Origin of the sequence: Sorangium aterium, assembly GCF_028368935.1 — a bacterium.
GTDB classification, from domain to species: Bacteria; Myxococcota_A; Polyangia; order Polyangiales; family Polyangiaceae; genus Sorangium; species Sorangium atrum.
Genome location: NZ_JAQNDK010000004.1, coordinates 1,536,012 through 1,560,379 on the forward strand (window position 1 = coordinate 1,536,012; position 24,368 = coordinate 1,560,379).

At 67.4% G+C, this 24,368-nt stretch carries 10 protein-coding genes; 6 read left to right on the forward strand and 4 right to left on the reverse strand.

The annotated features are described in order from the left end of the window. The first annotated feature begins 27 nt into the window (after window positions 1–27). Entirely contained in the window at window positions 28–681 is a 654-nt protein-coding gene (locus POL72_RS37320) for a glutathione S-transferase family protein (protein ID WP_272101590.1), read from the forward strand. Window positions 682–684: 3 nt separating this feature from the next. On the opposite strand, the gene POL72_RS52365 is transcribed toward POL72_RS37320, so the two are convergent. After that, entirely contained in the window at window positions 685–1,038 is a 354-nt protein-coding gene (locus POL72_RS52365; RefSeq protein WP_272101591.1) for a hypothetical protein, read from the reverse strand. Further along, window positions 1,035–1,523: a class I SAM-dependent methyltransferase gene (locus POL72_RS52370; RefSeq protein ID WP_272101592.1), complete on the reverse strand. Its 489-nt coding sequence runs from the start codon at window positions 1,521–1,523 to the stop codon at window positions 1,035–1,037. The genes POL72_RS52365 and POL72_RS52370 overlap by 4 nt, the downstream gene beginning before the upstream one ends. A gap of 22 nt (window positions 1,524–1,545) precedes the next feature. On the opposite strand from POL72_RS52370, the gene POL72_RS37335 reads away from it, so the two are divergent. Beyond that, window positions 1,546–2,040 carry a helix-turn-helix domain-containing protein gene (locus POL72_RS37335; RefSeq protein WP_276597596.1) on the forward strand — a complete coding sequence of 165 codons (495 nt, stop codon included), beginning with the start codon at window positions 1,546–1,548 and terminating at the stop codon, window positions 2,038–2,040. A 28-nt stretch (window positions 2,041–2,068) separates the two neighbouring features. Here POL72_RS37335 and POL72_RS37340 read toward each other — a convergent pair whose 3' ends face one another. Continuing rightward, the gene (locus tag POL72_RS37340) at window positions 2,069–2,203 is read right to left on the reverse strand and encodes a hypothetical protein (RefSeq protein ID WP_272101593.1); all 135 of its coding nucleotides are present in this window, start codon (window positions 2,201–2,203) and stop codon (window positions 2,069–2,071) included. 696 nt (window positions 2,204–2,899) lie between these two features. On the opposite strand from POL72_RS37340, the gene POL72_RS37345 reads away from it, so the two are divergent. The 3 genes from POL72_RS37345 (at window position 2,900) to POL72_RS37355 (ending at window position 22,742) form a co-directional block, all read left to right on the forward strand. After that, window positions 2,900–12,490, forward strand: a complete 9,591-nt coding sequence (locus tag POL72_RS37345) for a non-ribosomal peptide synthetase (protein WP_272101594.1) — start codon at window positions 2,900–2,902, stop codon at window positions 12,488–12,490. Continuing rightward, window positions 12,483–17,543, forward strand: a complete 5,061-nt coding sequence (locus POL72_RS37350; protein WP_272101595.1) for a type I polyketide synthase — start codon at window positions 12,483–12,485, stop codon at window positions 17,541–17,543. The genes POL72_RS37345 and POL72_RS37350 overlap by 8 nt, the downstream gene beginning before the upstream one ends. A gap of 207 nt (window positions 17,544–17,750) precedes the next feature. Continuing rightward, window positions 17,751–22,742 (forward strand): AAA family ATPase, encoded by a 4,992-nt coding sequence (locus POL72_RS37355; protein ID WP_272101596.1) that lies wholly within the window; start codon window positions 17,751–17,753, stop codon window positions 22,740–22,742. Window positions 22,743–22,963: 221 nt separating this feature from the next. On the opposite strand, the gene POL72_RS37360 is transcribed toward POL72_RS37355, so the two are convergent. After that, entirely contained in the window at window positions 22,964–23,701 is a 738-nt protein-coding gene (locus POL72_RS37360) for a hypothetical protein (protein WP_272101597.1), read from the reverse strand. A gap of 324 nt (window positions 23,702–24,025) precedes the next feature. Between POL72_RS37360 and POL72_RS37365 the strand changes: the two genes are divergently transcribed. Then, window positions 24,026–24,205, forward strand: coding sequence for a hypothetical protein (locus POL72_RS37365; RefSeq protein WP_272101598.1), 180 nt, complete (start codon window positions 24,026–24,028; stop codon window positions 24,203–24,205). The last annotated feature ends 163 nt before the right edge of the window (window positions 24,206–24,368 follow it).

A 24,368-nucleotide genomic window follows, 5' to 3' on the forward strand; every position in this document is an offset into this window, starting at 1 on the left:
TGATGCGCGCCGAGGAGGAGCCTCTCGATGACAATCACCATTACCGCCTTTGAACGCTCACCCGATGGAGGCAAGGGACTGGCGCGTGATACGCGCGTTCGCTGGGCGCTCGAGGAAGTGGGCCAACCCTACCAGGTTCGCCTCGTTTCGTTTCGCGCCATGAAGGAGCCCGCGCACCTGGCGCTTCATCCTTTCGGTCAGATCCCGACCTATGAGGAGGGCGATCTCGCGCTGTTCGAGACGGGGGCGATCGTGTTTCACATCGCCGAGCGACGTGCGGGCCTCCTGCCGAACGACGCCAATGCTCGGGCGCGCGCGATCACATGGATGTTCGCCGCGGTCAACACGGTAGAGCCACCGATCCTCGAGCTCGTCATCGCCAGGATCCTGGAGGGCGACAAGCCCTGGACCGCGGAGCGCCTGCCTCTGGTCGAGGCGCGCATCCGGGCTCGGCTCGGCCAGCTCTCCGCTCGCCTGGGCGATGCCGACTGGCTCGACGGTGCGTTCAGCGCCGGCGACTTGATGATGGTGTCGGTGCTGCTCAGGCTGAGAGCATCGGGCATCCTGGACGAATACCCGAACCTGGCCGCTTATGTGGCCCGCGGCGAAGCGCGGCCCGCCTACAAGCGAGCCTTCGACGCTCAACTGGCGGTGAACACCGGCAAGCCATCGACCGCCTGATCTCTAGGCGCGCGCGCTCACGAGCCAGCAGGCCGCGGTGAAGCGGGCCGCGCCATCGCGGACGTACGCGTCGAAGGCAGGGCGAACCGCTTCGGCCGTCCGGGCGCGCGTCGCCTCGTCCGCGTCCCGCAGGGCCTGACCCACCTGTCCCATCCGGGTGGCATAGGAGAGCAGGTCCTTCTCCGCGACGCTGCTCGGCGCGTCGATCGGGCGAATGTCGACGTCGCTCCAGCCGCTCGCGTCCAGGATCCGGTGCACGCGCTCTCTGTCCGCGAAGGCGAACGGGCCGGGGGCGTCGGGGGGCGGGACGCGCAAGTCGGGCAGGAGCGGGGCCGCGGCGCGTGCGGCCTCGGTCATGAACGGGTTCTCGTCCGGGCTGCGCCAGGCCATGAACGAGAGCTGCGCCGGGCGGCGCGCCGGATGTTGGCGAACGCCGCCGTGGGATCGTCGAAGAACATCACGCCGAAGCGCGAGATCACCGCGTCGAACGTGTCCTGCTCGAAGCCATGGGTCTGCGCGTCGGCGTGGAGGAAGGCGGCGGAAGCCAGGCCCTCGGCGGCGGCGCGCGCCCTGGCGGCCGCCACGAGCGGCCCGGAGATATCCACGCCGAGGCAGAGGCCGGTTGGCCCGAGGCGCCGCGCCATCGAGAGGGCCGTGGCGCCCGCGCCGCAGCCGACGTCGAGGACGCGCCCGCCCTCGCCGGGGAAGCCCGCTTCGATGAGCGGCGCCTCGAGCGGCGCCAGCATGCCATCCAGCATTTCCTGCAGCTCCACCCAGGTGCGCCCGGCGGGGTCGTTCCACAGCGCGATCTGCTCGCGATTCGGCTGATGGGCTTCGGACATCGGGGTCTCCTTCTTCGGTTTGATGTCGGAAATCATGCGGCGTAGTCTGCAAGTTCAAGTCAACTTGAGGTCAAGCATGAAACAGCTGGACATCGCGGAGGTGGCCCGGCGATCCGGCGTGCCCGCCTCGACCCTGCGGTTTTACCAGGAGAAGGGGCTGATCGCGTCCACCGGCCGGCGGGGCTTGCGGCGGCTGTTCGACCCCGGGGTGGTGGAGCGCCTGGCGCTGATCGCGCTCGGCCAGGTGGCGGGGTTTTCGCTGGACGAGATCGCCCGGATGTTCTCGCCCGACGGCCGGCCGCGCATCGAGCGAGAGCGGCTGACGGCCAAGGCCGAGGAGCTGGACCGGACCATCCAGCGGCTGGTCGCCCTGCGCGACGGCCTGCGCCACGCGGCGGCGTGCTCCGCGCCGAGCCACATGGAGTGTCCGCGCTTTCGCAGCATCGTCCGGCTCGCCGGCGCCGGCCGTCTCGAGCCGCTTGTACAGAAGGCTCCCCGGCGGCGGTGGCCCACCTGAGTCCGGGCGGGTGCCGCCGGCGCGCGGGTCAGAAGCTCGCGTACTCCAGCGCCATCTGGTCGGCGTAGTCGAGCGCGATCGCGCGGACCTCGGCGCGGAAGCCCGCGTGAACACCAAGAGCCCCCGCCGGATGACACCAGCGCGGCGCAGGGTCGCGACGCAACCGCAGAGGGCTGCATTCACACCCAGCCCGCTGGCGCGACGGATCTCACGATCCAACGTTCAGGCCTGGCTCTCGACTCAGCATCTGTCCTGTCATGCCTGCCACGACTTCGGCGCATGGGGCATGTCTCCTGAAGTCATCCGGGTGGAGCACGGCCCTCTACGGTGCTTCACAACACGCCACAGCCCCCTGAAGCACGTCTGCGATCGTAGGACCGTGGTCACGGCGGCGTGACCGTGCTGCCCCTGAGCTTCGCCCGTATTCGCTGCGGGATGTGTGTTCCGCGTCACCTTGTCGCTGTTCACTGAATGACGAGGACAAACATGCTCCCCTCGTCTCCGCGGCGCGGCGCGACAAGCACCCCACACCACATCCACCCACGTGTGCGGAATCTTCAAGAAGCTCCGTCCCTTGTGCCGCTGCGCTGTGGTATCGTGGTGGTCGCTTCCACGAAGTCTTCGGTCAAGGACGGGAATGGGTTTCACTTGGCATCCGGAGCATCATGCCCTCCAGAGGGTATGGTGACGACGTCGGCCAATCTCGATAGCCGCGAGCGTGTCCGACGCAACATGGCGCGGTTTCATGCCGCGGCTGTTCACGCCTGCTGACACGCAGGCGCAATGGGGAGCGCCCCAGAACGCACCTGCCGCAGTCGAGATTCCCTCACAGTTGGTGCCGACATCAATGAAGGGGCGTATGAGCGACGAGCGCAAGCACCATTGCATCCATGAGGTTTTTGAGATCCAGGTGGAGCGCACACCTGACGCCGTAGCTGTGGTCTTCGGGAATGAATGCGTCACGTACCGTCACCTGGATCGCAAGGCCAATCAACTCGCGCGGTACTTGCAGAGCCTGGGTGTCCGCGCGGACGTCCCGGTCGCTGTCTGCCTCGAGCGATCCATCGACATGATCGTGGCGCTCCTCGGTGTGCTCAAGGCCGGGGGCGCCTATGTCCCGCTGGACCCGAGCCACCCGAAGCACCGCCTCTCCTTCCTGTTGGAGGACACGGGGGCGTCGATCGTCCTGACCCAAGAGCGCCTCCTCCAAGGGAGCGTCGGCCGCCTGCCAGGCCGCCTCGTCCGTTTGGACACAGGGTGGGAGGCAATCGCACGGGAGAGCACCGAGAGACCACGGATCGACGTCTCGCCGGGCGACCTCGCCTATGTGATGTACACGTCGGGATCGACGGGTCAGCCGAAGGGCGTCATGGTCCTGCATCAAGGGGTCGTCCGGCTCTGCCGAGGTGCCGACTATGTGACGCTCACCGCGGAGGACGTGTTCCTCGCGCTCGCTCCCCTCTCGTTCGACGCTTCGACCTTTGAAATCTGGGGTTGCCTCTTGAACGGCGGGCGGCTCGTCGTCATGCCTCCTCACCAGCCCTCCCTCGAGGAGCTGGGGCAGGCGCTTCGGCGCCATGGCGTGACAACCCTATGGCTGACCGCCGGCCTGTTCCATCTGATGGTCGACGAGCGGCTCGAGGACCTCCGCGGCCTGCGCCAGCTGCTCGCTGGCGGCGATGTGCTCTCCGTGCCCCACGTCCGACGCGCCGCCGAGGCGCTCGATGGGTGCCGGATCATCAACGGCTATGGCCCGACAGAGAACACGACCTTCACGTGCTGCTATACGATCGGCGACCTCGCGGGCGTGAGGGACTCCGTCCCTATCGGCTATCCGATCGCCGGCACGCAGGTCTATCTGCTGGACGAGCGCCTCGCTCCGGTCCCGGAAGGATCGCCTGGAGAGCTCTACGCTGGCGGGGCGGGCGTCGCGCGAGGATACCTGAACAGGCCGGACCTGACCGAGTCGCGTTTCATCCCGAGCCCGTTCAGCGATGATCCGGGCGCCATGCTCTACAGGACGGGCGATCTGGCGCGCCGCCGGGAGGACGGCGCCATCGAGTTCCTCGGCCGAATCGATCAGCAGGTGAAGATCCGCGGCTACCGGATCGAGCCCGGCGAGGTCGAGGCGGTCCTCCGGCGGCACCCCGCCGTCAAGGAAGCCGTCGTCATCGCCCGCGAGGACGGGCCCGACCAGAGGCGCCTCGTCGCGTACGTCGTCGAGAACCTGCACCACGAGACATGGAAGGACGATGAGCCCCGCGGCCTGGACGGCGAGGTTGTGTCGCAATGGCAGGCGCTCTACGAGGACACATATACAGGCGACCACGAGCCGCGGGATCCGGCGTTCGATACCGTCGGCTGGAACAGCAGCTACACGGGCCTGCCGATAGCCGAGGAACAGATGAGGGAGTTCGTCGACGGGACGGTGTCTCGGATCCTCGCAACGAAGCCCTCGCGCGTGCTCGAGATCGGCTGCGGGACGGGCCTGCTCCTCTTGCGGCTCGCTCCCGCGTGCACCAGTTACACAGGCACCGACTTCTCCCGGAGCGTGCTCTCCCGCCTCCGCGAGCGGCTCAACGCGGGAGGCGGGGCGCTCTCGCTTCCCCACGTGACTCTCGATCACAGAGCCGCCGATGATTTTTCCGGCATCGAGCCGGCGTCGATGGACACTGTTATCCTGAACTCGGTCTCTCAGTATTTCCCGAGCATCGACTATTTCATGCGCGTCATCGAGGGGGCCGTCGCGGCTGTGGCGCCGGGCGGCCGCGTCTTCATCGGCGACGTGCGGAGCCTGCCGCTCCTCTCTGCCTATCATGCGTCCGTGCAGCTCCACCAGGCGCCCGACGCGCTCTCCCGCAAAGACCTCGCCGAGCGCGTGCGGTCGCGCGCGGAGCGGGAAGAGGAGCTGCTCGTCAGCCCCGAGCTCTTCGACGCCATCCAGGCGAGGCTCCCGCAGGTGAGCGGCGTGCGCATCCTGAATAAACGCGGGCGCCACCACAATGAAATAACGATGTTCCGCTACGACGTCATCATCGAGGTGGGGAGCGCGTCGAACCCCCTCTCGGACGTGACGTGGATGGACGCGTCGGAGCGGGGGCTGTCGCTGCCGGAGATGCGCCAGGCGCTGGGCAGCGGTGCGCCGGATACGGTGGGCTTTTGCCGGCTGCAAAATCAGCGCGTCGCGGCGGCGATGAAGACGGCGGAATGGCTCGCGAGCGCCGGCGATGGCAGCGTCGAGACGGCCGGAGAGCACCGCCTCACTCTCAAGAGCCAGCAGGCCTGCGGCGTGGATCCTGAAGAGGTAGGGGAGCTCGCGGCAGAGCTCGGTTACGATGTCCATACGCTCCGAACGACGCCCGGCGCGCCCGGTCTCATCGACGTCGTGTTCCGGCGCACGGGCGCCGCGGCGACGCGCTCGGCGAGCCCGCGGGCCAGGAGCGAGCCGCCGCGTCCTTCGAGGCATTGGCGAACCTACGGCAACAGTCCGCTCCGGGGGATGATCGCCGGCAAGCTCGTCGCGCGGCTCCGCGACTTCCTGCAGCAGAAGCTGCCCGACTTCATGGTACCTTCCGATTTCGTCCTCATGGACGCGCTCCCGCTCACGGCGAACGGAAAGGTCGATCGCCGCGCGCTGCCCCCTCCGAACCGGAGCTCGTCCGCGCTCGCACAGAGCTTCATCGCGCCACGCACGCCCGTGGAAGAGGTGTTGAGCGGCATTTTCGCCGAGGTCTTCGGGCTCACGCGCGTGGGTATTCACGACGACTTTTTCGAGCTCGGCGGCCACTCGCTCCTGGCGGTTCAGATCATCTCCCGCGTGCGCGCCGCGCTTCGGGTGGATCTGCCGCTCCGCTCCTTGCTCGACGAGCCGACCGTCGCCCGGTTCGCCAAACGCGTGGAGGCGCGCGCCGCCGGCGAGAGCAGGTCAAATCCTCCCCCGGTCACGATCGCGTCGCGGGCGGAGGACCTTCCGCTCTCCTTCCCCCAGCAGCAGATGTGGCTCCTGGCCGAGCTCGAGCCGAACGCGCCCGTCTATAATGACCCGTTCACCCTCCGAATGCCCGGCCATGTCGACACGTCCGCCCTGTCCTCGAGCCTCCGCGAGATAGTCCGGCGCCACGAGGCGTGGCGGACCACGTATGCGCTCAAGGAAGGACGGCCCGTTCAGGTCATTCACGACGAGTTGGCGTTCACCCTCTCCCAGATCGACCTCCGGAGCCTCCCCGAGGGCGAGCAGGAGGCCAAGGCGCGGACGCTCGCGACCGAGGAGCTCAGGCGTCCGTTCGATCTCGCGAAGGGGCCGCTGATCCGCGCGACCCTGATGCGCCTGGGAGAGGCTGACCACAGGCTCTACCTGGCGCTGCACCATATCCTCTATGACGGCGTCTCGCTCTATAACGCATTCTTGGCGGAGCTCCAGGTGCTCTATGCCGCGTTCACCGCAGGCGCGGTCTCACCGCTCCCTCCGCTCCCACTGCAATACGCCGACTTCGCCGCCTGGCAGCGGCAATGGCTGCGCGGGGAGGGGCTCGTTCGCCAGGCGGAATACTGGAGGCAAAAGCTGGCGGGCGTCGCCAAGCTCAGCCTCCCCTCCGATCGGCCGCGCCCCGCGATCGGCACGTTCCGAGGCGCGCGCCATTACTTCTCGCTGTCAAAGGAGCTGACCGAGGCGCTGAAGGCCCTCTCACGCCGCGCGGGCGCGACGCTCTTCATGACGCTCCTGGCGGCCTACAAGGCCCTCCTCTTCCGCTATACAGGGCAGGAAGACATCCCCGTCGCGACGGTCGTCTCGGATCATGGCCGGCCTGATCTTCGCTCGCTGATCGGATGCTTCGTCAACACGCTCGTCTTGCGCACCAGCGTCTCCGGCGGCTCGACGTTCCGGGGACTCCTCGACCAGGTGCGCGAGGTGACGCTCGAGGCGTACGCCAACCAGGAGTTGCCGTTCGAGGAGCTCGTGAGGGAGCTCTCGCCGGAGCGGAGCCTCGGGCAGAACCCCCTCTTCCAGGTCATGTTCCTCCTTGATCCTCCCATGCCCGCCATGGCCTCGGGGTGGACGATGACACGCATGGATATCGATAACGGGACGTCGCGCTGCGATCTATCCATCGAGCTCGACGAGCGGCCGGAGGGCCTCGTCGGGCTCCTTGAATACAGCACCGATCTCTTCGACGCCGATACGATCGCGAGGATGGCGGACCATTATCGGATCCTCCTGGAGGGGATTACCGCCGCCCCTGAACGGAAGATAGAGCAGCTGCCGATCTTGACGGAGGTCGAGCGGAGGGACCTCCTCGCGGGGCCCATCGCTTCGCCGGATCTCGCGGCAGGGCCGTGCATCCATCGCCTCTTCGAGGCGCACGCGGAGCGCTCGCCCGGCGCCGTCGCGCTCCGCTGGGACGGCGCGGAGATGACCTATGACGAGCTGAACCGGCGCGCGAACAGGCTCGCGCGCCGCCTCCGAGCGCTCGGCGTGGGGCCGGAGGTCTTCGTCGCGCTGTGCCTGGAGCGCTCGCTCGATATGGTCGTCGCTCTCCTCGGCGTCCTCAAGGCAGGCGGCGCCTATGTGCCGCTCGATCCGGCGTATCCGCCGGATCGCCTCGCGTTCATGCTCGACGACGCGAAGGTGCCCGTCGTGATAACGCAGGAAGCGCTCCGCGGCTCGCTCCCGCCGCACGGCGCTCGCGCGTTGTGCATGGACGCGGGCTGGGACGCCGCGCCGGAGGTGGACGAAGAGAACCTCGAAGGCGGCGCGTCCGCCTTCGATGCGGCCTACGTGATCTACACGTCGGGCTCGACCGGGAAGCCCAAGGGCGTCGTCGTCAGTCACGCAAACGTGACGCGGTTGTTCAGCGCGACGCGGTCGTGGTTCCGCTTCGACGAGCGCGACGTCTGGACGCTCTTCCACTCCTATGCCTTCGACTTCTCGGTATGGGAGATGTGGGGCGCGCTCCTCCACGGCGGGCGCCTCGTGGTCGTCCCGTTCTGCGTGAGCCGCTCGCCCGAGGCGTTCTACGAGCTCCTCGCCGCGGAGGGCGTGACCGTGCTCAACCAGACGCCATCCGCGTTCCGCCAGCTCATCCTGGCGGAGGAGGCGTACTGCGGCGCCCGAGAGCTCGCTCTCCGCCTGGTCATCTTCGGCGGAGAGGCCCTCGAGCTCCAGAGCCTCCGGCCCTGGTTCAACCGGCACGGCGACTCGCGGCCGGCGCTCGTCAATATGTACGGCATCACGGAGACGACGGTGCACGTCACCTACCGCCCGCTGTCCCTGGCCGATCTCGATCATCTCGGGAGCGTGATCGGCGCTCCGATCCCGGACTTGTCGATCTATCTCCTCGACGCGGCCATGCAGCCTGTGCCTGTCGGCGTCCCGGGTGAGATGTACGTCGGAGGCGCCGGCGTCTCGCGCGGCTATCTCAACCGGCCGGAGCTCACCCGTGAGCGGTTCATCGTTGATCCGTTCCGTACGGGCACCTCCGCTCGCCTCTACAAAACAGGCGACCTCGCGCGCCGGAGGCCCAACGGCGAACTCGAATACCTCGGCCGCATCGACCATCAGGTGAAGATCAGGGGCTTTCGCATCGAGCTCGGCGAGATCGAGGCCGCCCTCGCGCAGCACCCCTCCGTGCGCGAGGCCGTCGTCATCGCGCTGGGCGACACCCACGGTGATAAGAGCCTCGTCGCTTATGTCGTGGACCATCGCAGCTCCGGCCCTCACGCGCCGAGCTCCGAGGGGACGCTTCGGCGCGGACTCCCCGCGGAGCTGCGCGGCTTCCTGAAGAGCCGCCTCCCGGATTACATGGTGCCGTCGAGCTTCGTCTTGCTCGATGCGATGCCCGTCACGTCGAACGGCAAGGTCGATCGACGCGCGCTCCCCGCGCCTGACAGGACGAGGTCCGACCTCGATCCAGGCTTCGTCGCGCCCCGCACGCCCATGGAAGCGGCGCTCGCGGCGCTGTGGGCCGACGCGCTCGGGCTCCGGGCCGTCGGCGCTTCGGATAACTTCTTCGAGCTCGGCGGGCACTCCATCCTTGCCACCCGGATCCTTTCGAGGGTGCGGGATCGGTTCCAGGTGAACCTCCCGCTCCGGGCCCTGTTCGAGGCGCCGACGATCGCCGAAATGGCCAAGATCATCGAGGCGCGCCGCGGCGAGGAGGCGGGCCGGGGGGCCGCGCCCGTGGTGCCGGTCCCGCGTGGTCGGAGCTTCCCGCTGTCCTCCGCGCAGCGAAGGCTCTGGTTCCTCGCGAGGCTCGATCCAAGCTCGCCCGTTTATAACGAGCCTGCCACGCTCCACATCCAAGGTGCGCTCGACGTGGAGGCGCTCGAGCGAAGCCTGAACGAGATCATCCGACGCCACGAGGCGTGGAGGACGACCTTCGGCGTCGAGGGCGGCGAGCCGGTGCAGATCATCCACCCGGAGGCGGCAATCGAGCTCCCGGTGATGGATGTTGCCGGCCTCACTCCGGACGAACGAGAGGCCGAGGCGCGGAGGATCGCCCTTCGAGATGCCCTGCGCCGCTTTGATTTCACTACCGGCCCCATGGTGCGCGGCGTGCTCGTCAAGATGAGCGATGACGAGCACCGGCTCTACCTCACGCTACATCATATCGTCGCGGACGCGGTCTCCGTGTACAGCGTGTTCCTCCCCGAGCTCTCGGCGCTCTACTCGGCGTTCTCGACCGGGAGGCTCCCCACGCTGCCCGCCCCCCCCGTGCAGGTTGCCGACTACGCCGTGTGGGAGCGGCAATGGCTGCGCGGAAGCGGGCTTGAAGCGCAGCTCGCGTGGTGGAAGCGGGAGCTCGGCGGCGAGCTCCCCGTGCTCGAGCTGCCCACGGATCGGCCGCGGCAGAAGGTCCAGTCGTCGCGCGGATCGAGGCACCTCATCGCCATTTCGAGCGATCGCACCCGCGCGCTCAAGGCGCTCGGGCAGCGCGAGGGCGCCACGCTCTTCATGACGCTGCTCGCGGCGTTCAACATCCTCCTCTGCCGCACCTCGGGGCAAGAGGACATCATCGTGGGCACCGTGACGGCGAGCCGCAGCCGGCCGGAGATCGAGAACCTGATAGGCTTCTTCCTCAACACCATCGTCTTGCGCACGAACCTGCGCGGCGACCCGACCTTCCGCGAGCTCCTCGCGCGCGTGGCGGACGCGAGCCTCAGCGCGTATTCGAACCAGGACGTGCCGTTCGAGCGCCTGGTCGAGGAGCTCCAGCCGTCGCGGGCGCCCGGGCAGAACCCCCTCTTCCAGGTGGCTTTCATCCTGGAGCCGCTCATGCCGACGCTCGCGACGGGCTGGAGCGTCAGCCAGCTCGAGGTGGACACGCTCACGGCCAAGTTCGAGCTGACGCTCGAGCTCGACGAACGACCCGAGGGCCTCATCGGCCGCTTCGAGTACCGCACGGACCTGTTCGACGCCTCGACGATCGCTCGCATGGCCGACCATTTCGACGTCTTGCTCGAGGGCATCGTCGCCGACCCGGATCGGCGCCTGTCCGAGCTGCCGATCATGACCGAGGCGGAGATCCGGCAGCAGGTATCGTGGAACGAGACGCGCGCGGACTACTCGCGCGAGGTCTGCATTCATCGTATGTTCGAGATCCAGGCGGCGCGCTCTCCGGACGCTATCGCGGTCGTGTCGTATAGCTCGCGATCGCCGAAGGCGACGCTCACCTACGGCGAGCTGAACCGCCGCGCCAACCAGCTCGCCCACCACCTGCGAAGCCTGGGCGTCGGCCCCGAGGTGACGGTCGCGGTATGCGCCGAGCGATCCCCCGAGCTCATCGTCGGGCTCCTCGGGATCCTGAAGGCGGGCGGCGCGTGCGTGCCGCTGGATCCGTCGTTCCCCAGGGAGCGGACGGCCTTCACGCTGGAGGACGTGAGCGCCAGGGTGGTGCTCACGCAGAGGCGCCTGGCCGGGGCCCTCCGCGAGCACGCGGCGAACATCGTCTGCCTGGACGAAGACTGGGCGGAGTTCGAGCCTCATAGCGTGGAGGACCCACCGGGCGACACCGCGCCTGACGCGCTCGCTTACGTCATCTACACCTCCGGCTCGACGGGTCGGCCGAAGGGTGTCGAGCTGGCTCATCGCGGCCTCATCAGCTTCGTCACCTGGTACCGGCGGACGTTCGCCCTCTCGGGCTCCGACCGAGGCACGCAGATCGCGGGGCCCGCGTTCGACGTCTCGATAGGGGATATATGGCCCATCCTCGCGGCGGGCGCGAGCCTTCATATCCCCGACGAGCACACGCGCATCGCGCCGTCCGCGCTCCGCGACTGGATCGTGGCGAGCTCGATCACCGTCGCCTTCCTGCCCACGCCGCTCGCCGAGAGCGTCCTCCCGCTCGAATGGCCGGCGGGCGGCGCGCTCCGCGCGATGGTCACCGCCGGCGACAGGCTGCACGACCATCCTTCGCCGTCGCTGCCCTTCGCGTTCATCAACGCGTACGGACCGACGGAGAGCACCGTATACACCACGACGGCGCTCGTCCCTCCGAAGAAGCACGCGGACGAGCTGCCGGCGCCGCCGATCGGGAGGCCCATCGATAACACGCGTGTCTTCCTGCTCGATGGCCGGCGGCGCCCGGTGCCGGTCGGCGTCCCCGGCGAGCTCTATATCGCCGGCGACGGGCTCGCCCGCGGGTATCATAACCGCCCCGACCTCACCGCCGAGCGCTTCATCGAGGGCCCTCCATGGATTGAACCGCGCGGCCGCCTGTACAAAACGGGCGACCTCGCGCGGTACCTGCCCGACGGGAGCATCGAGTTCCTCGGCCGCGCCGACTTTCAGGTCAAGATTCGAGGATTCCGCGTCGAGCTCGGGGAGATCGAGGCTCTCCTCCGGCAGCACCGCGCGGTGAAGGAGGCCGTCGTCACGGTCCGCGAGGATACGCCGCGCGAGAAGCGCCTCGTCGCGTATCTCGTCCTCGCGGACGGCGAGGGCGATGACGCCCCGCGAAGGCTCAAAGACCACCTCAAAGAGTACCTGCCCGAGCACATGATACCGGCGGCCTTCGTCCTGATGAGCGCGCTGCCCATCAACCCGAGCGGCAAGATCGATCGCCGCGCGCTGCCTCCTCCGGATCCCGACGAGCCGCGCGCGGCGGCGGACGGCGCTGAACCGGCGACCGAGATGGAGCGGCTCGTCGCGTCGATATGGCGCGACGTCCTCCGCCTCGACGAGGTCGGCCTCCACGCCAATTTCTTCGATCTCGGAGGCCACTCTCTGCGGCTAGCGCAGGTCCACGACAGGCTCGCGACCTCGCTCGGGCGAGATATTCCAATGGTCGATCTCTTCACCTACCCCACCGTGAGCGCTCTATCGAGGCACCTGACTCAAACCTCGTGCGAGGCACATTGTTTCACGACGCTCCGCGAGCGGGTCATGCAGCAAAAGGCTGCGGCGAAGCGGCTCCGGCGACCCCTGCGCAAGGAGGCAAAGGATCATGAGTAGAGACGTTGATCAGAGCCCAATGAATGACGGTATCGCCATCATCGGAATGTCCGGTCGATTCCCCGGCGCGAAAGACGTGGATGAGCTCTGGAGGAACGCGCGGGACGGGGTGGAGTCCATCTCGTTCTTTTCGGACGAGGAGCTCCTCGCGGCGGGGGTCGATGCCGCCTCGCTACGCGATCCGGACTATGTAAAAGCGAAGGGGGTCCTCCCGGACATCGAGCTCTTCGACGCGGCTCTCTTCGGGGTGAGCCCGACGGAGGCGCAGATGATGGACCCGCAGCACCGCCTGTTCCTGGAGCACGCCTTCGAGGCGATGGAGAGCGCGGGCTACTCCGCGGAGAGGTACGGCGGCGCGACGGCCGTCTACGCCGGGTGCGGAGGGAGCAGCACGTACTTCCTCAAGAACATTCATGAGAACGAGGAAATTCGCAGGCGCGTGACGGAATACCAGCTCTTCCTCGCGAACGGCGGCGATTTCCTCGCGACCCGGGTCTCGTACAAACTGGGCCTCCGTGGGCCGAGCGTCGCGGTCCAGACCGCGTGCTCGACGTCCCTGGTCGCCGTCTGCATGGCCTGCCACGGCCTCTTGACCTATCAATGCGATATGGCGCTCGCCGGAGGAGCCGCGGTGAGCGTCCCGCAGCGATCGGGGTATCTCTATCAGGAGGGGATGATCCTGTCCCCCGACGGGCACTGCCGCGCGTTCGACGCCAGAGCGCGCGGCACGGTGGGCGGGAGCGGCGTGGGGGTCGTCGTGTTGAAGCGGCTCTCGGACGCGATCGACGCCGGCGATCACATCCACGCCGTGATCAAGGGTTCGGCCATCAACAACGATGGATCTTCGAAGGTAGGCTACACGGCGCCGAGCGTGGAGGGCCAGGCCGAGGCCATCGCGCAGGCGATCGAGGCCGCGGAGGTCTCCCCGGAGACCATCGGCTACGTGGAGGCGCACGGCACGGGGACGGCCCTCGGGGACCCGATTGAAATTGCGGCGCTCACGAGGGCGTTCCGCGCGGGCACCCAGCGGAAGGGGTTCTGCGCCGTTGGCTCCTTGAAGCCGAACGTCGGCCATTTGGACGCGGCGGCCGGAGTAGCGGGCCTCATCAAAGCGATACAGGCGCTCAAGCACAAGGAGCTCCCGCCGATGCTTCATTTCGAGTCACCGAACCCGGCGATCGACTTCGCGGCCAGCCCGTTCTATGTCAACGCGAAGCTCTCGAGCTGGAGGGCCGGGCCGGCGCCGCGCAGGGCGGGCGTGAGCTCATTCGGCATGGGCGGCACCAACGCGCACGTCGTCCTCGAGGAGGCCCCTCCCGCGGAGCCGTCGGGCGTGTCCAGGCCCTGGAAGCTGCTCGCGTTATCGGCGATGACGGCCGACGCGCTCGAGAAGATGACGGCGAACCTCGGCGAGCGCCTGAAGCAGGATCCAGCTCTCGATCTGGCCGACGCCGCCTATACGCTCGCGGTCGGCCGGAGGGCGTACGCGCACAGGAGGGTTATTCTGTGCGAGGAGGCGGGCGACGCGGCGCTCTCCCTATCCACGCTGGATCCGGCCCGTGTCTTCTCGTGCCGGGAGGCGGCTTCGGCGCGGCCGGTCGTCTTCATGTTCCCTGGGCAGGGCGCGCAGCACGTGAGCATGGCGGCGGAGCTCTACCGCGACGAGGGCGCGTTCCGCGAGCAGCTCGATCGATGCGCAGACATCCTCGCCCCAGCGCTCGGCCTCGATCTGCGGAGCGTGCTCTATCCCAGCGAAGCGCAGGCGGAGAGCGCGGCGAGGAGGCTCGATCAGACCGCCATCACCCAGCCCGCGCTCGTGGCGATCGAGATCGCCCTGGCCCGGCTCTGGATGAGCTGGGGGGTGCGCCCCCAGGCGATGATCGGCCATAGCATCGGTGAATACGCGGCGGCGTGCGTCGCCGGCGTGCTCACCCTGGAGGACGCCCTGTCGCTCGCCGCCGCGCGAGGACGCATGATGCAGGAGCTGCCCCCTGGCGCCATGATCGCGGTCGCGCTGCCGGAGGCCGAGGCGCTGGCGCTCGCGACGGACGGTGTGTCCCTCGCGGCGTCGAACGGCCCCTCTCTCTCCGTCCTCTCGGGGCCCCTGGGCGCCGTGGCGGAGCTCGAGAGGAGGCTCTCCGAGCGAGGCGTGGGCGCGCGGCGCCTGCGCACCTCCCACGCGTTTCACTCGTCGATGATGGATCCTGTCCTCGCGCCCTTTCTTGAACAGGTGAAGCGGCGGAGGCTCTCGGCGCCCGCGATCCCCTATCTCTCCAGCGTCACGGGCGCGTGGATCACCGCGGGGGAGGCGACGGATCCGGGCTACTGGGCAAGACACCTCCGCCACACGGTGCGCTTCGCCGACGGGCTGTCGCGGCTCTTCAGCGACCCCACGCGGGCGCTGCTCGAGGTGGGTCCGGGCGCCACGTTGAGCAACCTCGCGAGGCGCCATCCAGGCGCGCCCCCGGGGCAGATCGTCCAGAGCTCGCTCAGCTCGTCGAGCGCCTCCACGCAGGGCTCGGCGTGCACCATGGAGGCGCTTGGAGCGCTGTGGGTCCAGGGGGTCCTCGTGGATTGGGAGGGTGTTTACCGCGGCGAGCGGCGCCGTCGAGTGCCATTGCCGACCTATGCTTTCGAGCGGCAGCGCTACTGGGTTGACCCTCCGGCGCAGCGGCGCGGCAGCGGCGCGGCTGCCGCGCCGCTCGCGCGGCCGACGATCGATATGGACGTGGAGGCCACCGCGATCGATCGGCTGGAGGCCTTTCTGGAGCAGGACGCGAAGCCGGAGGCGCTGCCGGCAGGGTTACGAGACCTGGCGCACAGGATATGCGCCAGCCATATCTGCGCCTTCCTCCGCGCAGGCGGCGTCGATACGAGCCGCGGCAGCAAGCACGACGGGCGGGATCTGTTGACCCGGCTCAGGATCACGCCGCAGTATGAGAAATTCTTCGCGTTTTTCGTGAAGACGCTGGCGGACGACGGGATCGTCGGCGTGAACGGCGACACGATCACGTTCCTGGCGAGCGAGCGCGACGTGCCGGCCCCGGCCGCGCTGACGGAGGAGCTCTGCCGTTTGTACCCCGATTTCCGGGGCGATTTCGGGCTCCTTGATTACTGCGTCGGCAGCTACGGGCGCGCCCTGTCGGGCGACATGAATCCCATCGAGGTGCTCCACCCCGATGGGGGCGCCGATCTCCTCGCGCCGATGATCAAGAATGGGCTCCGGTTCTCGCGCGCGCCCATGTACCAGGCTCTGACGAGGGAGGTGCTCGCCCACGTCCTGGAGAGGGCGGGCGGCCGCAGGCTGAAGATCCTCGAGCTAGGAGGCGGCGCCGGGCACCTGACCTGGCCGCTCATCCCCTGCCTGCGGGGGCGCGACATCGAATACACGTTCACTGACATCGGGAACTACTTCGTCGTCAACGCGAGGCGCCGGGCGGTCGAGCTGGGGATCGACTTCATGCGCTTCGGCGTCCTCGACATCTCGGCCGACGCGGCGAAGCAGGGGTACGAACAGGGCAGCTACGATATCGTGCTGGCGTTCAACGTCGTCCACGCGACGAGGAGGCTCGACGAGTCGGTCGGGCATATCAAGGAGCTGCTCGCGCCCGGCGGTATAGCGCTCCTCCTCGAAGCCTCGCACCTCGAGCGGTGGCATACGATGATATGGGGGCTCGAGGAGGGGCTCTGGTATTTCGCCGATGAGGACATCAGGCCACACTCCCCGATGCTGAACGGGGCGGGGTGGGAAGGCGTCTTTCGGCGGCAGGGCTTCCGGGGCGTCCACGCCTTTCCCAGGAGCGGCGAGAGGAGGAGCGCCTCGGATTATTCGTTGATCGTCGCGCAGAAGCCCGCGGAGGCGGCGCTCGCGGGCGCGCCGGCGGAGGCGCGAGGGGAGACCCCGAGCGGCCGAGACGGCCAGGGCGGCGCGGGGGCCCTCGTCGCTCGGCGCTCGCTGAAGACGGCGTACGTCGCGCCCCGGACCGAGATGGAGCGCACGATGGCCGAGGTCTGGCAGCATACGCTGGGCATCGATCGCGCAGGCGTCCACGATAACTTCTTCGAGCTCGGCGGCGACTCGCTCATCGCGGTCCAGCTCATCTCGAAGCTGCGCCAATCTCTTCAGAAGCCGCTCGACCAACACAGCTTGCTGAAGTCGCCCACCATTGCGTCGCTCTCCGCGTCGCTCGAGGACGCGAGCACGTCGCCCGGGCCGACCTTCCGCGCAGCGCGCGAGCTCCCCAAGAACCTCGTCGAGCTCCGGCGCGGCGGCACGAAGCCCCCGCTCTTCCTCGTGCACCCCGCCGGCGGGCACGTCTATATCTATCGTGAGCTGGCTCAGCTCCTCCCGCCGGATCAGCCTGTCTACGCCGTTCAGGCGTCCGGCCTCGACGGGGCGTCGGTCCCCCTCTTCAGCGTGGAGGAGATGGCGGCGCGCTATGTCGACGCGGTCCGGGCGCTCGACCCCGAGGGGCCGTATTATCTGGGTGGCTCGTCGTTCGGCGGCATCGTGGCGTTCGAAATGGCCCAGGTGCTCCGCGGCCTGGGCCGCGATGTGGCGCTCCTCGCTCTCCTCGACGCGGGCGGGCCGGGCCACTTGCCATCCCCGGATATGGAGGAGGATGAGGTGGCCATCCTATCCTACTTCCTTGGCGCAGGTGCGAAGCTCACGGTCTCGCCGGACGACCTGAGGCGGCTCGATCCGGACGAGCGCATGCGTTACTTCCTCGAGCATGGCCGTCAGGCTGTCCGATTGCCGTCGGACTTCGGTGTCGACGAGCTTCGACCGTTCTTGGACCTCTTCAAGATGAACGTGAAGGCGCTGAGGGCCTACGCTCCGAGGCCGTATCCTGGGCGCATCACCTTTTTCCGTGCTCGCGAGCGCGACTCGGTGACCCCCAACACCCCGGAGCTCGCGTGGATCGATCTCACCTCGGGGGGGGTCGACATCCACGATGCGGAAGGAAACCACATCACCATGCATTTCGCGCCGCACGTCGCACCCCTCGCCGAGCGTCTCACGGCGTGCCTCGGTCAGGCATCCCAAATGTGATGATGCCGGCGATGTTCACCGTGGAAGCCTGTTGGCTCCCCGGTCGGGGAGCCGAGGACGCCGACGATCCACCTCCGGCGCACAAAATCGTCGCTGCTGCGAACCTCTGTTGACAGTGGCGTCGTGTTGCGCCTACTAGTCGATGTCGAACTCTAGCCGTGATCTGCGGATGCACAGTCGACTGTCGTTCTGTGCCGGTGAGGACAAGTGGACTCGAAGCAATTCATCACTACCGGTATTCAGCTTGCGTCCGCGCTCGCAGAGCTCCACGAGAGAAACATCATTCACCAGAACATCTGCCCGCAGAACATCGTCGGAGGCGGCGAGGGCGGAGCGGTGAAGCTGCGCGAGCCGACGTCTGGCGCGCGCCGCAAGGGTCTTCGAAGCCGAAGCGACGAGCTCAGCGTCTCTGCCGAGATGTTCCCGTACATGGCGCCCGAGCAGACGGGGCGCATGAACCGGCCGGTCGACCACCGCGCGGACCTCTACTCCCTCGGCGTCACCTTCTACGAGATGCTGTCCGGCGAGCTTCCGTTGGTCGCCATGGACGTCCTCGAGTGGGTTCATTGCCACGTCGCCAGGGCTCCGCGCCCTCTCACCGAGGCGGCCCCGGGCGTGCCGCCGGTGATCGCCGCCATCGTGATGAAGCTCCTGGCCAAGGAGGCGGACGATCGCTACCAGAGCGCGCGGGGGCTCGCGCTCGATCTCGAGCACTGTCTGGCCGAGCTCGAGGCCAAGGCGACCATCGAGCCCTTTCGCCTCGGGGCGAAGGATGTGTGGGACGAGCTGCGCTTCCCGGCGAAGCTGTATGGCAGAGAGGCGGACTGTGCGCGACTCCTGGCGGCCTTCGAGCGAGTGGTCGCGGACGGCGTGGCCGCGCTCGCGCTCGTCTCCGGGTACTCGGGGATCGGGAAATCGTCGCTGGTTCACGAGGTTCACCGGCCTATCGTCCGCGAGCGGGGCTTCTTCCTCCAGGGCAAATTCGACCAGTACAAGCGGGACGTCCCCTATTTCACGATCAGCCAGGCGTTCCGGGAGCTGACCCGTCAGATTCTGAGCGCGAACGAGGCGCAGCTCGGCGCGTGGAAGCGGCAGCTCCTCGATGCGCTCGGCGCGAACGCAAAGCTGATCGTCGATATCATCCCGCAGGTGGAGCTCCTCATCGGCAAGCAGCCCGACGTCGCGCCGCTGCCGAGCACGGAGGCGCAGAACCGCTTCCATGCAGTGTTCCGGAGCTTCATCGGCGTCTTCGCCCAGCGCGAGCACCCGCTGGCGCTCTTCCTCGATGATCTTCAATGGGCGGACTTCGCGAGCCTCAAGCTCCTCGAGCACGTCATCACTCACCCTGAGACGCGGCATCTCCTTGTTATCGTCGCGTACCGCGATAACGAGGTCGGCCCGTCGCATGCCCTGACGACGACGGTGGACGCGATCCGGAGCGCGAAGGCACGCGTCACCGAGTTCTCGCTCGGACCCCTGTCGCTCGCGAGCTTGACCGAGCTTGTCGCCGACACCTTCCGCTGTTCTCCTGCCCGCGCCGCGCAGCTCGCGGAGCTCCTGAACCGGAAGACCGCCGGCAATCCGTTCTTCGCGACGCAGTTTCTGGGCGAGCTCTACCGCGAGGGGCTCGTCGGCTTCCGGGGCCCGGTGGTCGGGTGGATCTGGGATGTCGACGCGATCAGCGCGAAGAACTACACGGAGAACGTCGTCGAGCTCCTCGTGGGCAAGCTCTTGCGCCTGCCCGAGCAGACGCAGGCCTCGATGAAGCTCGCGGCGTGCATCGGCAACGAGCTCAGCGACGACGTCCTCGCGATGATCTGCGGCAAGTCGCTGGAGGAGACGCGCGCCGACCTCGAGCCCGCCGTCAGCGAAGGGTTCCTGCTGAGCAGGCGGGACGGCTACAAGTTCCTGCATGACCGCGTTCAACAGGCCGCTTATACGCTCATCCCCGAGGAGACGCGCGGCGAGGTGCACCTCAAGATCGGGCGGCTGCTCCTCGAGAGGGCAAAGAAGGAGGAGCTCGCGGAGAAGATCTTCGATATTGTCAACCAGATAAACCTCGGCGCCTCGCTCATCGGCGGCGTCGAGGAGAAGACTCGCTTCGCTGAGCTCAATCTGATGGCGGGAAAGAGGGCCAAGGCGTCCTCGGCGTACCGCTCGGCAGTGAATTACCTGTCCGCCGCGTCCTCGCTCCTCTCGGAGGAGAGCTGGGACACCCACTACGCGCTCACGCGCGAGCTCCACACGGAGCTCGCGGAGTGCTTGTTCCTGAGCGGCAACCTGGACGATGCGGAGCGGGAGTGCGCAAACGTCGATCGTGCCCGGACCAAGCTCGACAAGGCGACCTTCTATCGGCTTCGAATGCAGATCTGCCTCGCGCGGGGGGAGAACGACAAAGGCATCGGCCTCTGTATCGAGTGTGTGGGGCTCTTTGGCGTCGAGCTCCGCACGAAGCCTGAGAAGGAGGTGGTGCTCGCAGAGCTTCAGAAGGTGCGCGACCTCGTCAAGGGCCGCCGTATCGAGGATCTGCTCGATCTGCCCGTGATGACGGATCCGGAGATGGCCTCCACGATGAGCACGCTGGCGTGGATCTACCCTTCGGCGTTCTACGTCGATCCGAGCTTCACGGATCTCGTGGTGGGCACGATGGTGAGGCTCAGCGTGCTGCACGGCAACGCTCCGGCGTCGACCATGGGGTACGCGTCGTTCGGGGCGGCGCTCTGCGCAAAGTTCGCCGCGTACCAGGAGGGCTACGAGTTTGGCAAGCTCGCGTGCGACCTCACGGAGAGGCACGGGTTCATCGCGTTCAAGCCGGAGGTCTTCCAGACGCACGCCTGTCTGATCTGCATCTGGACCCAGCACGTGCGTATGCAGGTCGAATACGCTCATATTGGCTTCGTGACGGGCCGCGAGCTCGGGAACTCGGCGTACGCCTGCTTCAACCTCCTGCAATACGTCTTTGGAATGCTCGTCCGCGGAGACTCGCTGGAGTCCGTGCACGCCGCGGCCGTGAGCAGCGCCGACTTCATCATCAACGCGAAGATGACCTTCGCGGCCGACGTCATGATAAGCGTCCAGCGCTTGACGCTGGCCATGCGCGGGCTGACGGACCGCCTCGGGACGTTCAGCGGCGGCGATTTCGTCGAGGCAGATTATGAGAAGCACCTCGCCGCCGAGAACATCCCGCTCGTCCATTTCTTCTACCAGGTGAACAAGCTCCAGGCGCGGTTCATCGCGGGCGAATACGAGGAGGCGGAGGCCGCGGGCGAGGCGGCGAAGGGGCTCCTCTGGACGGCCACCGCGGAGACCATCCTGGTCCACGAGTATTATTACTATGCGGCCCTCTGCGCGGCGGCCCTCTACAAACACGCCACGATCGAGAAGCAGAAGGAGCTCCGCGAGCGCCTCGCCGCGAGCGAGGCGAGGCTGCGTGTGTGGGCCGAGAGCTGCCCCGCGAACTTCCTCGGCACGCACGCCCTGGTCTCCGCGGAGATCGCGCGTATCGAGGGCAGAGACGGAGACGCGGCGAAGCTCTATGACAAGTCCATCCGCGCCTTCCGCGAGGGCGGCTTTGCGCAGAACGAAGGCGTGAGCTCCGAGCTCGCGGCGCGGTACTATATCGACCGAGAATTCGATCTTCTCCCGTCCATGTACCTCGCGGGGGCCGAGGCCTGCTTCACGCGCTGGGGCGCCCAAGGCAAGGTGCTTCAGCTCGGCCGGATGTACGCCCCGCATTTCGCGCATAAGGACGCGCCGATCTCCCCGGCGGCCCATGGCAGCGCGGACACGAGCTCGGAGCAGCTCGACACGCTCGCGGCGGTGAAGGTATCCCAGGCGCTCTCGAGCGAAATGGGGCCCGACAAGCTCCTGGCGACGCTCATGCGCATCGTCATCGAGCACGCAGGCGCGCAGAAGGCGTGCCTGTTCACGCCCGAGGGAGAGGGCTTCGCGCTCGTGGCAGAGGCCCGAGTGGATCATCGTGAGACCAACGTCCGGGTGGTCGGGCGCGAGGAGGACGCGAGCGTCAGCGTATCCGATTTCCCGGCGTCGGTGCTCAACTACGTGAAGCGCAGCCGGGAGAAGGTCACCCTGGACGACGCAGCGAAGGACAGCGCGTTCTCGTCCGATGAGTACATCGTCCGCGCGAGGCCGCGCTCGCTGCTCTGCATGCCGATCTTCCGGCGGGGCGCGCTGGCCGGCCTCCTCTACCTGGAGAACAGGCTCGCCGCGGGGGTGTTCACGCCTCGACGGCTCGTGTTGCTCGAGTTCATGGCGTCGGTGTCGATCGAGAACGCGACGCTACACGCGGAGTTCGCCCAGGAGAACGCAGATCGAAAGCTGGCCCAGGCGACGCTGCGGCAAAGCGAGGATCGCCTTCGGAGGCTGGTCGAGACGGCGAGCGTCATCCCCTGGGAGGCCGATCGCACGGCCGCACGGTTCACCTACGTCGGCCCGCAGGTCGTGAAGATGTTCGGGTACCCACAGGACACGTGGTATGACGCCGGCTTCCTGGGCGAGCACGTACATCCGGAGGATCGCGAGCGGGTCCTTCCCCGCTTCCTCCAGAGGGACGCGGTCGGCGCTGACGACGATTTCGAGTTCCGCTTGCGAGCGGCGGACGGGCGGGTCGTATGGCTGCACAACGTCGTGAGCTCGACGGCGGGCGAGGATGGCAAGATGGCGCTCGGCGGCTTCCTCTTCGACGTCACGGAGCGCAAAGAGACCGAGGCGACGCTGGCGGAGAAGCTGGCCATCATCCAGGACCAGCAGGCCGCCATTCAGCAACTGTCGACGCCTATCATCGAGGTATGGGAGGGCGTGCTGTCGATGCCTGTATTCGGCTCGATCGACACGCACCGCGCCGAGCAGATGATGGATGTCCTCCTCAACGCCGTCGTCCGCACGTCCTGCCGCTATGTCATCATCGATCTGACCGGCGTCGATAAGGTCGACGCGAGCACGGCCGACCATCTCATCAGGCTCATCCGCGCGGTGCAGCTCGTCGGATCGAAGGGCATCTTGGTGGGGATCCGGCCCGAGGTGGCGCGCACCGTCGTGTCCATCGGCGTCGATCTATCGTCGTTCATCACGCTGGGGAACCTGCGTGAGGGGCTGCTCTTCTGCATGAGGCATCACGGGCTCGCGGTCGGGCGGATCCCGTCCGCGTCCTCTGCTGGGCAGCACTCGAATCGAGGGTGACCTCGCGGCGACACGAAGAGACACATCGGACATCGACGTTACCTCGTAGAGCGTCGTCCGCTCGCGGGGAGCACGCGCGATCACGGGGATCCAGCCGGCGGTCGCGCACACGATGACCTCGCTCGGCATCGATCTTTCGAGCATGGTCACGATGCGCACCCCGAAGGACGCGATCCGCCTCTTCTCGACGACCGGCCCAGCCCGCTAGCTCGGCGGGCGCGTCACATCGGCTCTTGAAGGTCCTTGTAGCTCGGCAGCGCGCCGAAGTTGAACCCGATGCCGAAGTTGTAGACGACCCCGGGCCCCTCGAGGCTCTTCATCATCGTGAGCTCCGGGTGGATAGCGAAGCTCTCGGAGGTCCGGAACTGGAACCCGAGGCTGCCTCGGAGGAGGAGGCCATCCGCGGTCGAAGCGGCCTCGTTATCGTCCGTGATATCACCCGAGGCGAGGCCGTAGGTGACGCCGGGGGTCACCACGATCGAGAACCAGTCCGTGGGGTTCACGCCGAGCATCACCGGCGCGTGAAGGTAGACGATGTGTACCGATGCGTCGTTGGACGAGAGGTAGAAGTACTGCACCCCCGGATCGACGGCGAGATCGAAGACGCCGCGAACCGGGTTCACCTTGAGATCGACGCCGAACGAGCTGAGGTTATGGACGTGGGCCCCGAGGTCGAGGATGTCCGTCAAACCGGCTCGGAGCTGATACGAGGGCAGCGTCGGCAGGAACCCGCTGATCGTCCTCGTCCTCGGCTCCGCCTGTCCGGTGTCCGGATTCTCCACGAGCTCGGCGGTCTCGCCGATGTAGCCGAAGCTTTCGAGCGACACCGAATGCGCGATCTTGCCGGGCGCCACGGTCCGCGGGGTTCCGTAGGAGTTCGGGTTGGGGCAGCCCGAGAGCAGAGCGCCGAAGAGCAGGACGGCCGGAAGCGCAAGGAGACGAGCAGATGGCTTTCGCATAGCCGACCATCCTATCCATTCCACACTTGCAATGTCCAGGCGCCTCGCGGAGAAAGCAGCTTTACCGCGGCATGGCTTCACGCGTGGTTCACGCAAGCCGGGGCCGCCCGCTCGACGCTGTTGGGAGTGTCCTCGTGCAGCGTGGGAGCGCTGTTGTCTCGTCGCGCAACGGTCGTGATGGGTCGATTCGCCACTCCCTTGTCGGGATCGGGCCATGGAGCGTATACGCCGGCGGCATGCGCTCCTTCCTTCGCCCAGCATCGAGACAGGGCTCGCGCTTTTTGCCCGACGGACGGATTGAAAACTCCTGGATAGGGCAGAATTTTGACTGCCAAGATCGCCGAGATCTTGTCATCTTCTTGGCGTCCTTGGCGCGCTTGGCGGTTTGTTTCTCTGTGGATCGATGTGATCGGCGCCTCAGCCGTCGCTTATCCGATGTTGCGCGACACCGAGGCGGCAGGCCGCAACGTCGACGCCGGGTGCTTTACCACCACGACGGCGTGACCCTGCGGTACCTCGAAGCTGGCAGAGGCAGGCCCCTGGTCATGATCCCGGGATGGTCACGGACGGCGATCGTGGTGGCGCAGCAAGTCGAGGCATTCTCGCGTCACCACCACGCCATCGCGCTGGAGTTGCGAGAGCACGGAGGCTCGGACAACCCGTGGTA

Excerpts from the sequence above, each read along its gene's own strand:
- POL72_RS52365 (WP_272101591.1), bottom strand. The coding sequence starts at position 1,038 with ATGACCGAGGCCGCACGCGCCGCGGCCCCGCTCCTGCCCGACTTGCGC.
- POL72_RS37320 (WP_272101590.1), top strand. The coding sequence starts at position 28 with ATGACAATCACCATTACCGCCTTTGAACGCTCACCCGATGGAGGCAAG.
- POL72_RS37345 (WP_272101594.1), top strand. The coding sequence starts at position 2,900 with ATGAGCGACGAGCGCAAGCACCATTGCATCCATGAGGTTTTTGAGATC.
- POL72_RS37335 (WP_276597596.1), top strand. The coding sequence starts at position 1,546 with ATGTCGGAAATCATGCGGCGTAGTCTGCAAGTTCAAGTCAACTTGAGG.
- POL72_RS37360 (WP_272101597.1), bottom strand. The coding sequence starts at position 23,701 with ATGCGAAAGCCATCTGCTCGTCTCCTTGCGCTTCCGGCCGTCCTGCTC.
- POL72_RS37350 (WP_272101595.1), top strand. The coding sequence starts at position 12,483 with ATGAGTAGAGACGTTGATCAGAGCCCAATGAATGACGGTATCGCCATC.
- POL72_RS52370 (WP_272101592.1), bottom strand. The coding sequence starts at position 1,523 with ATGTCCGAAGCCCATCAGCCGAATCGCGAGCAGATCGCGCTGTGGAAC.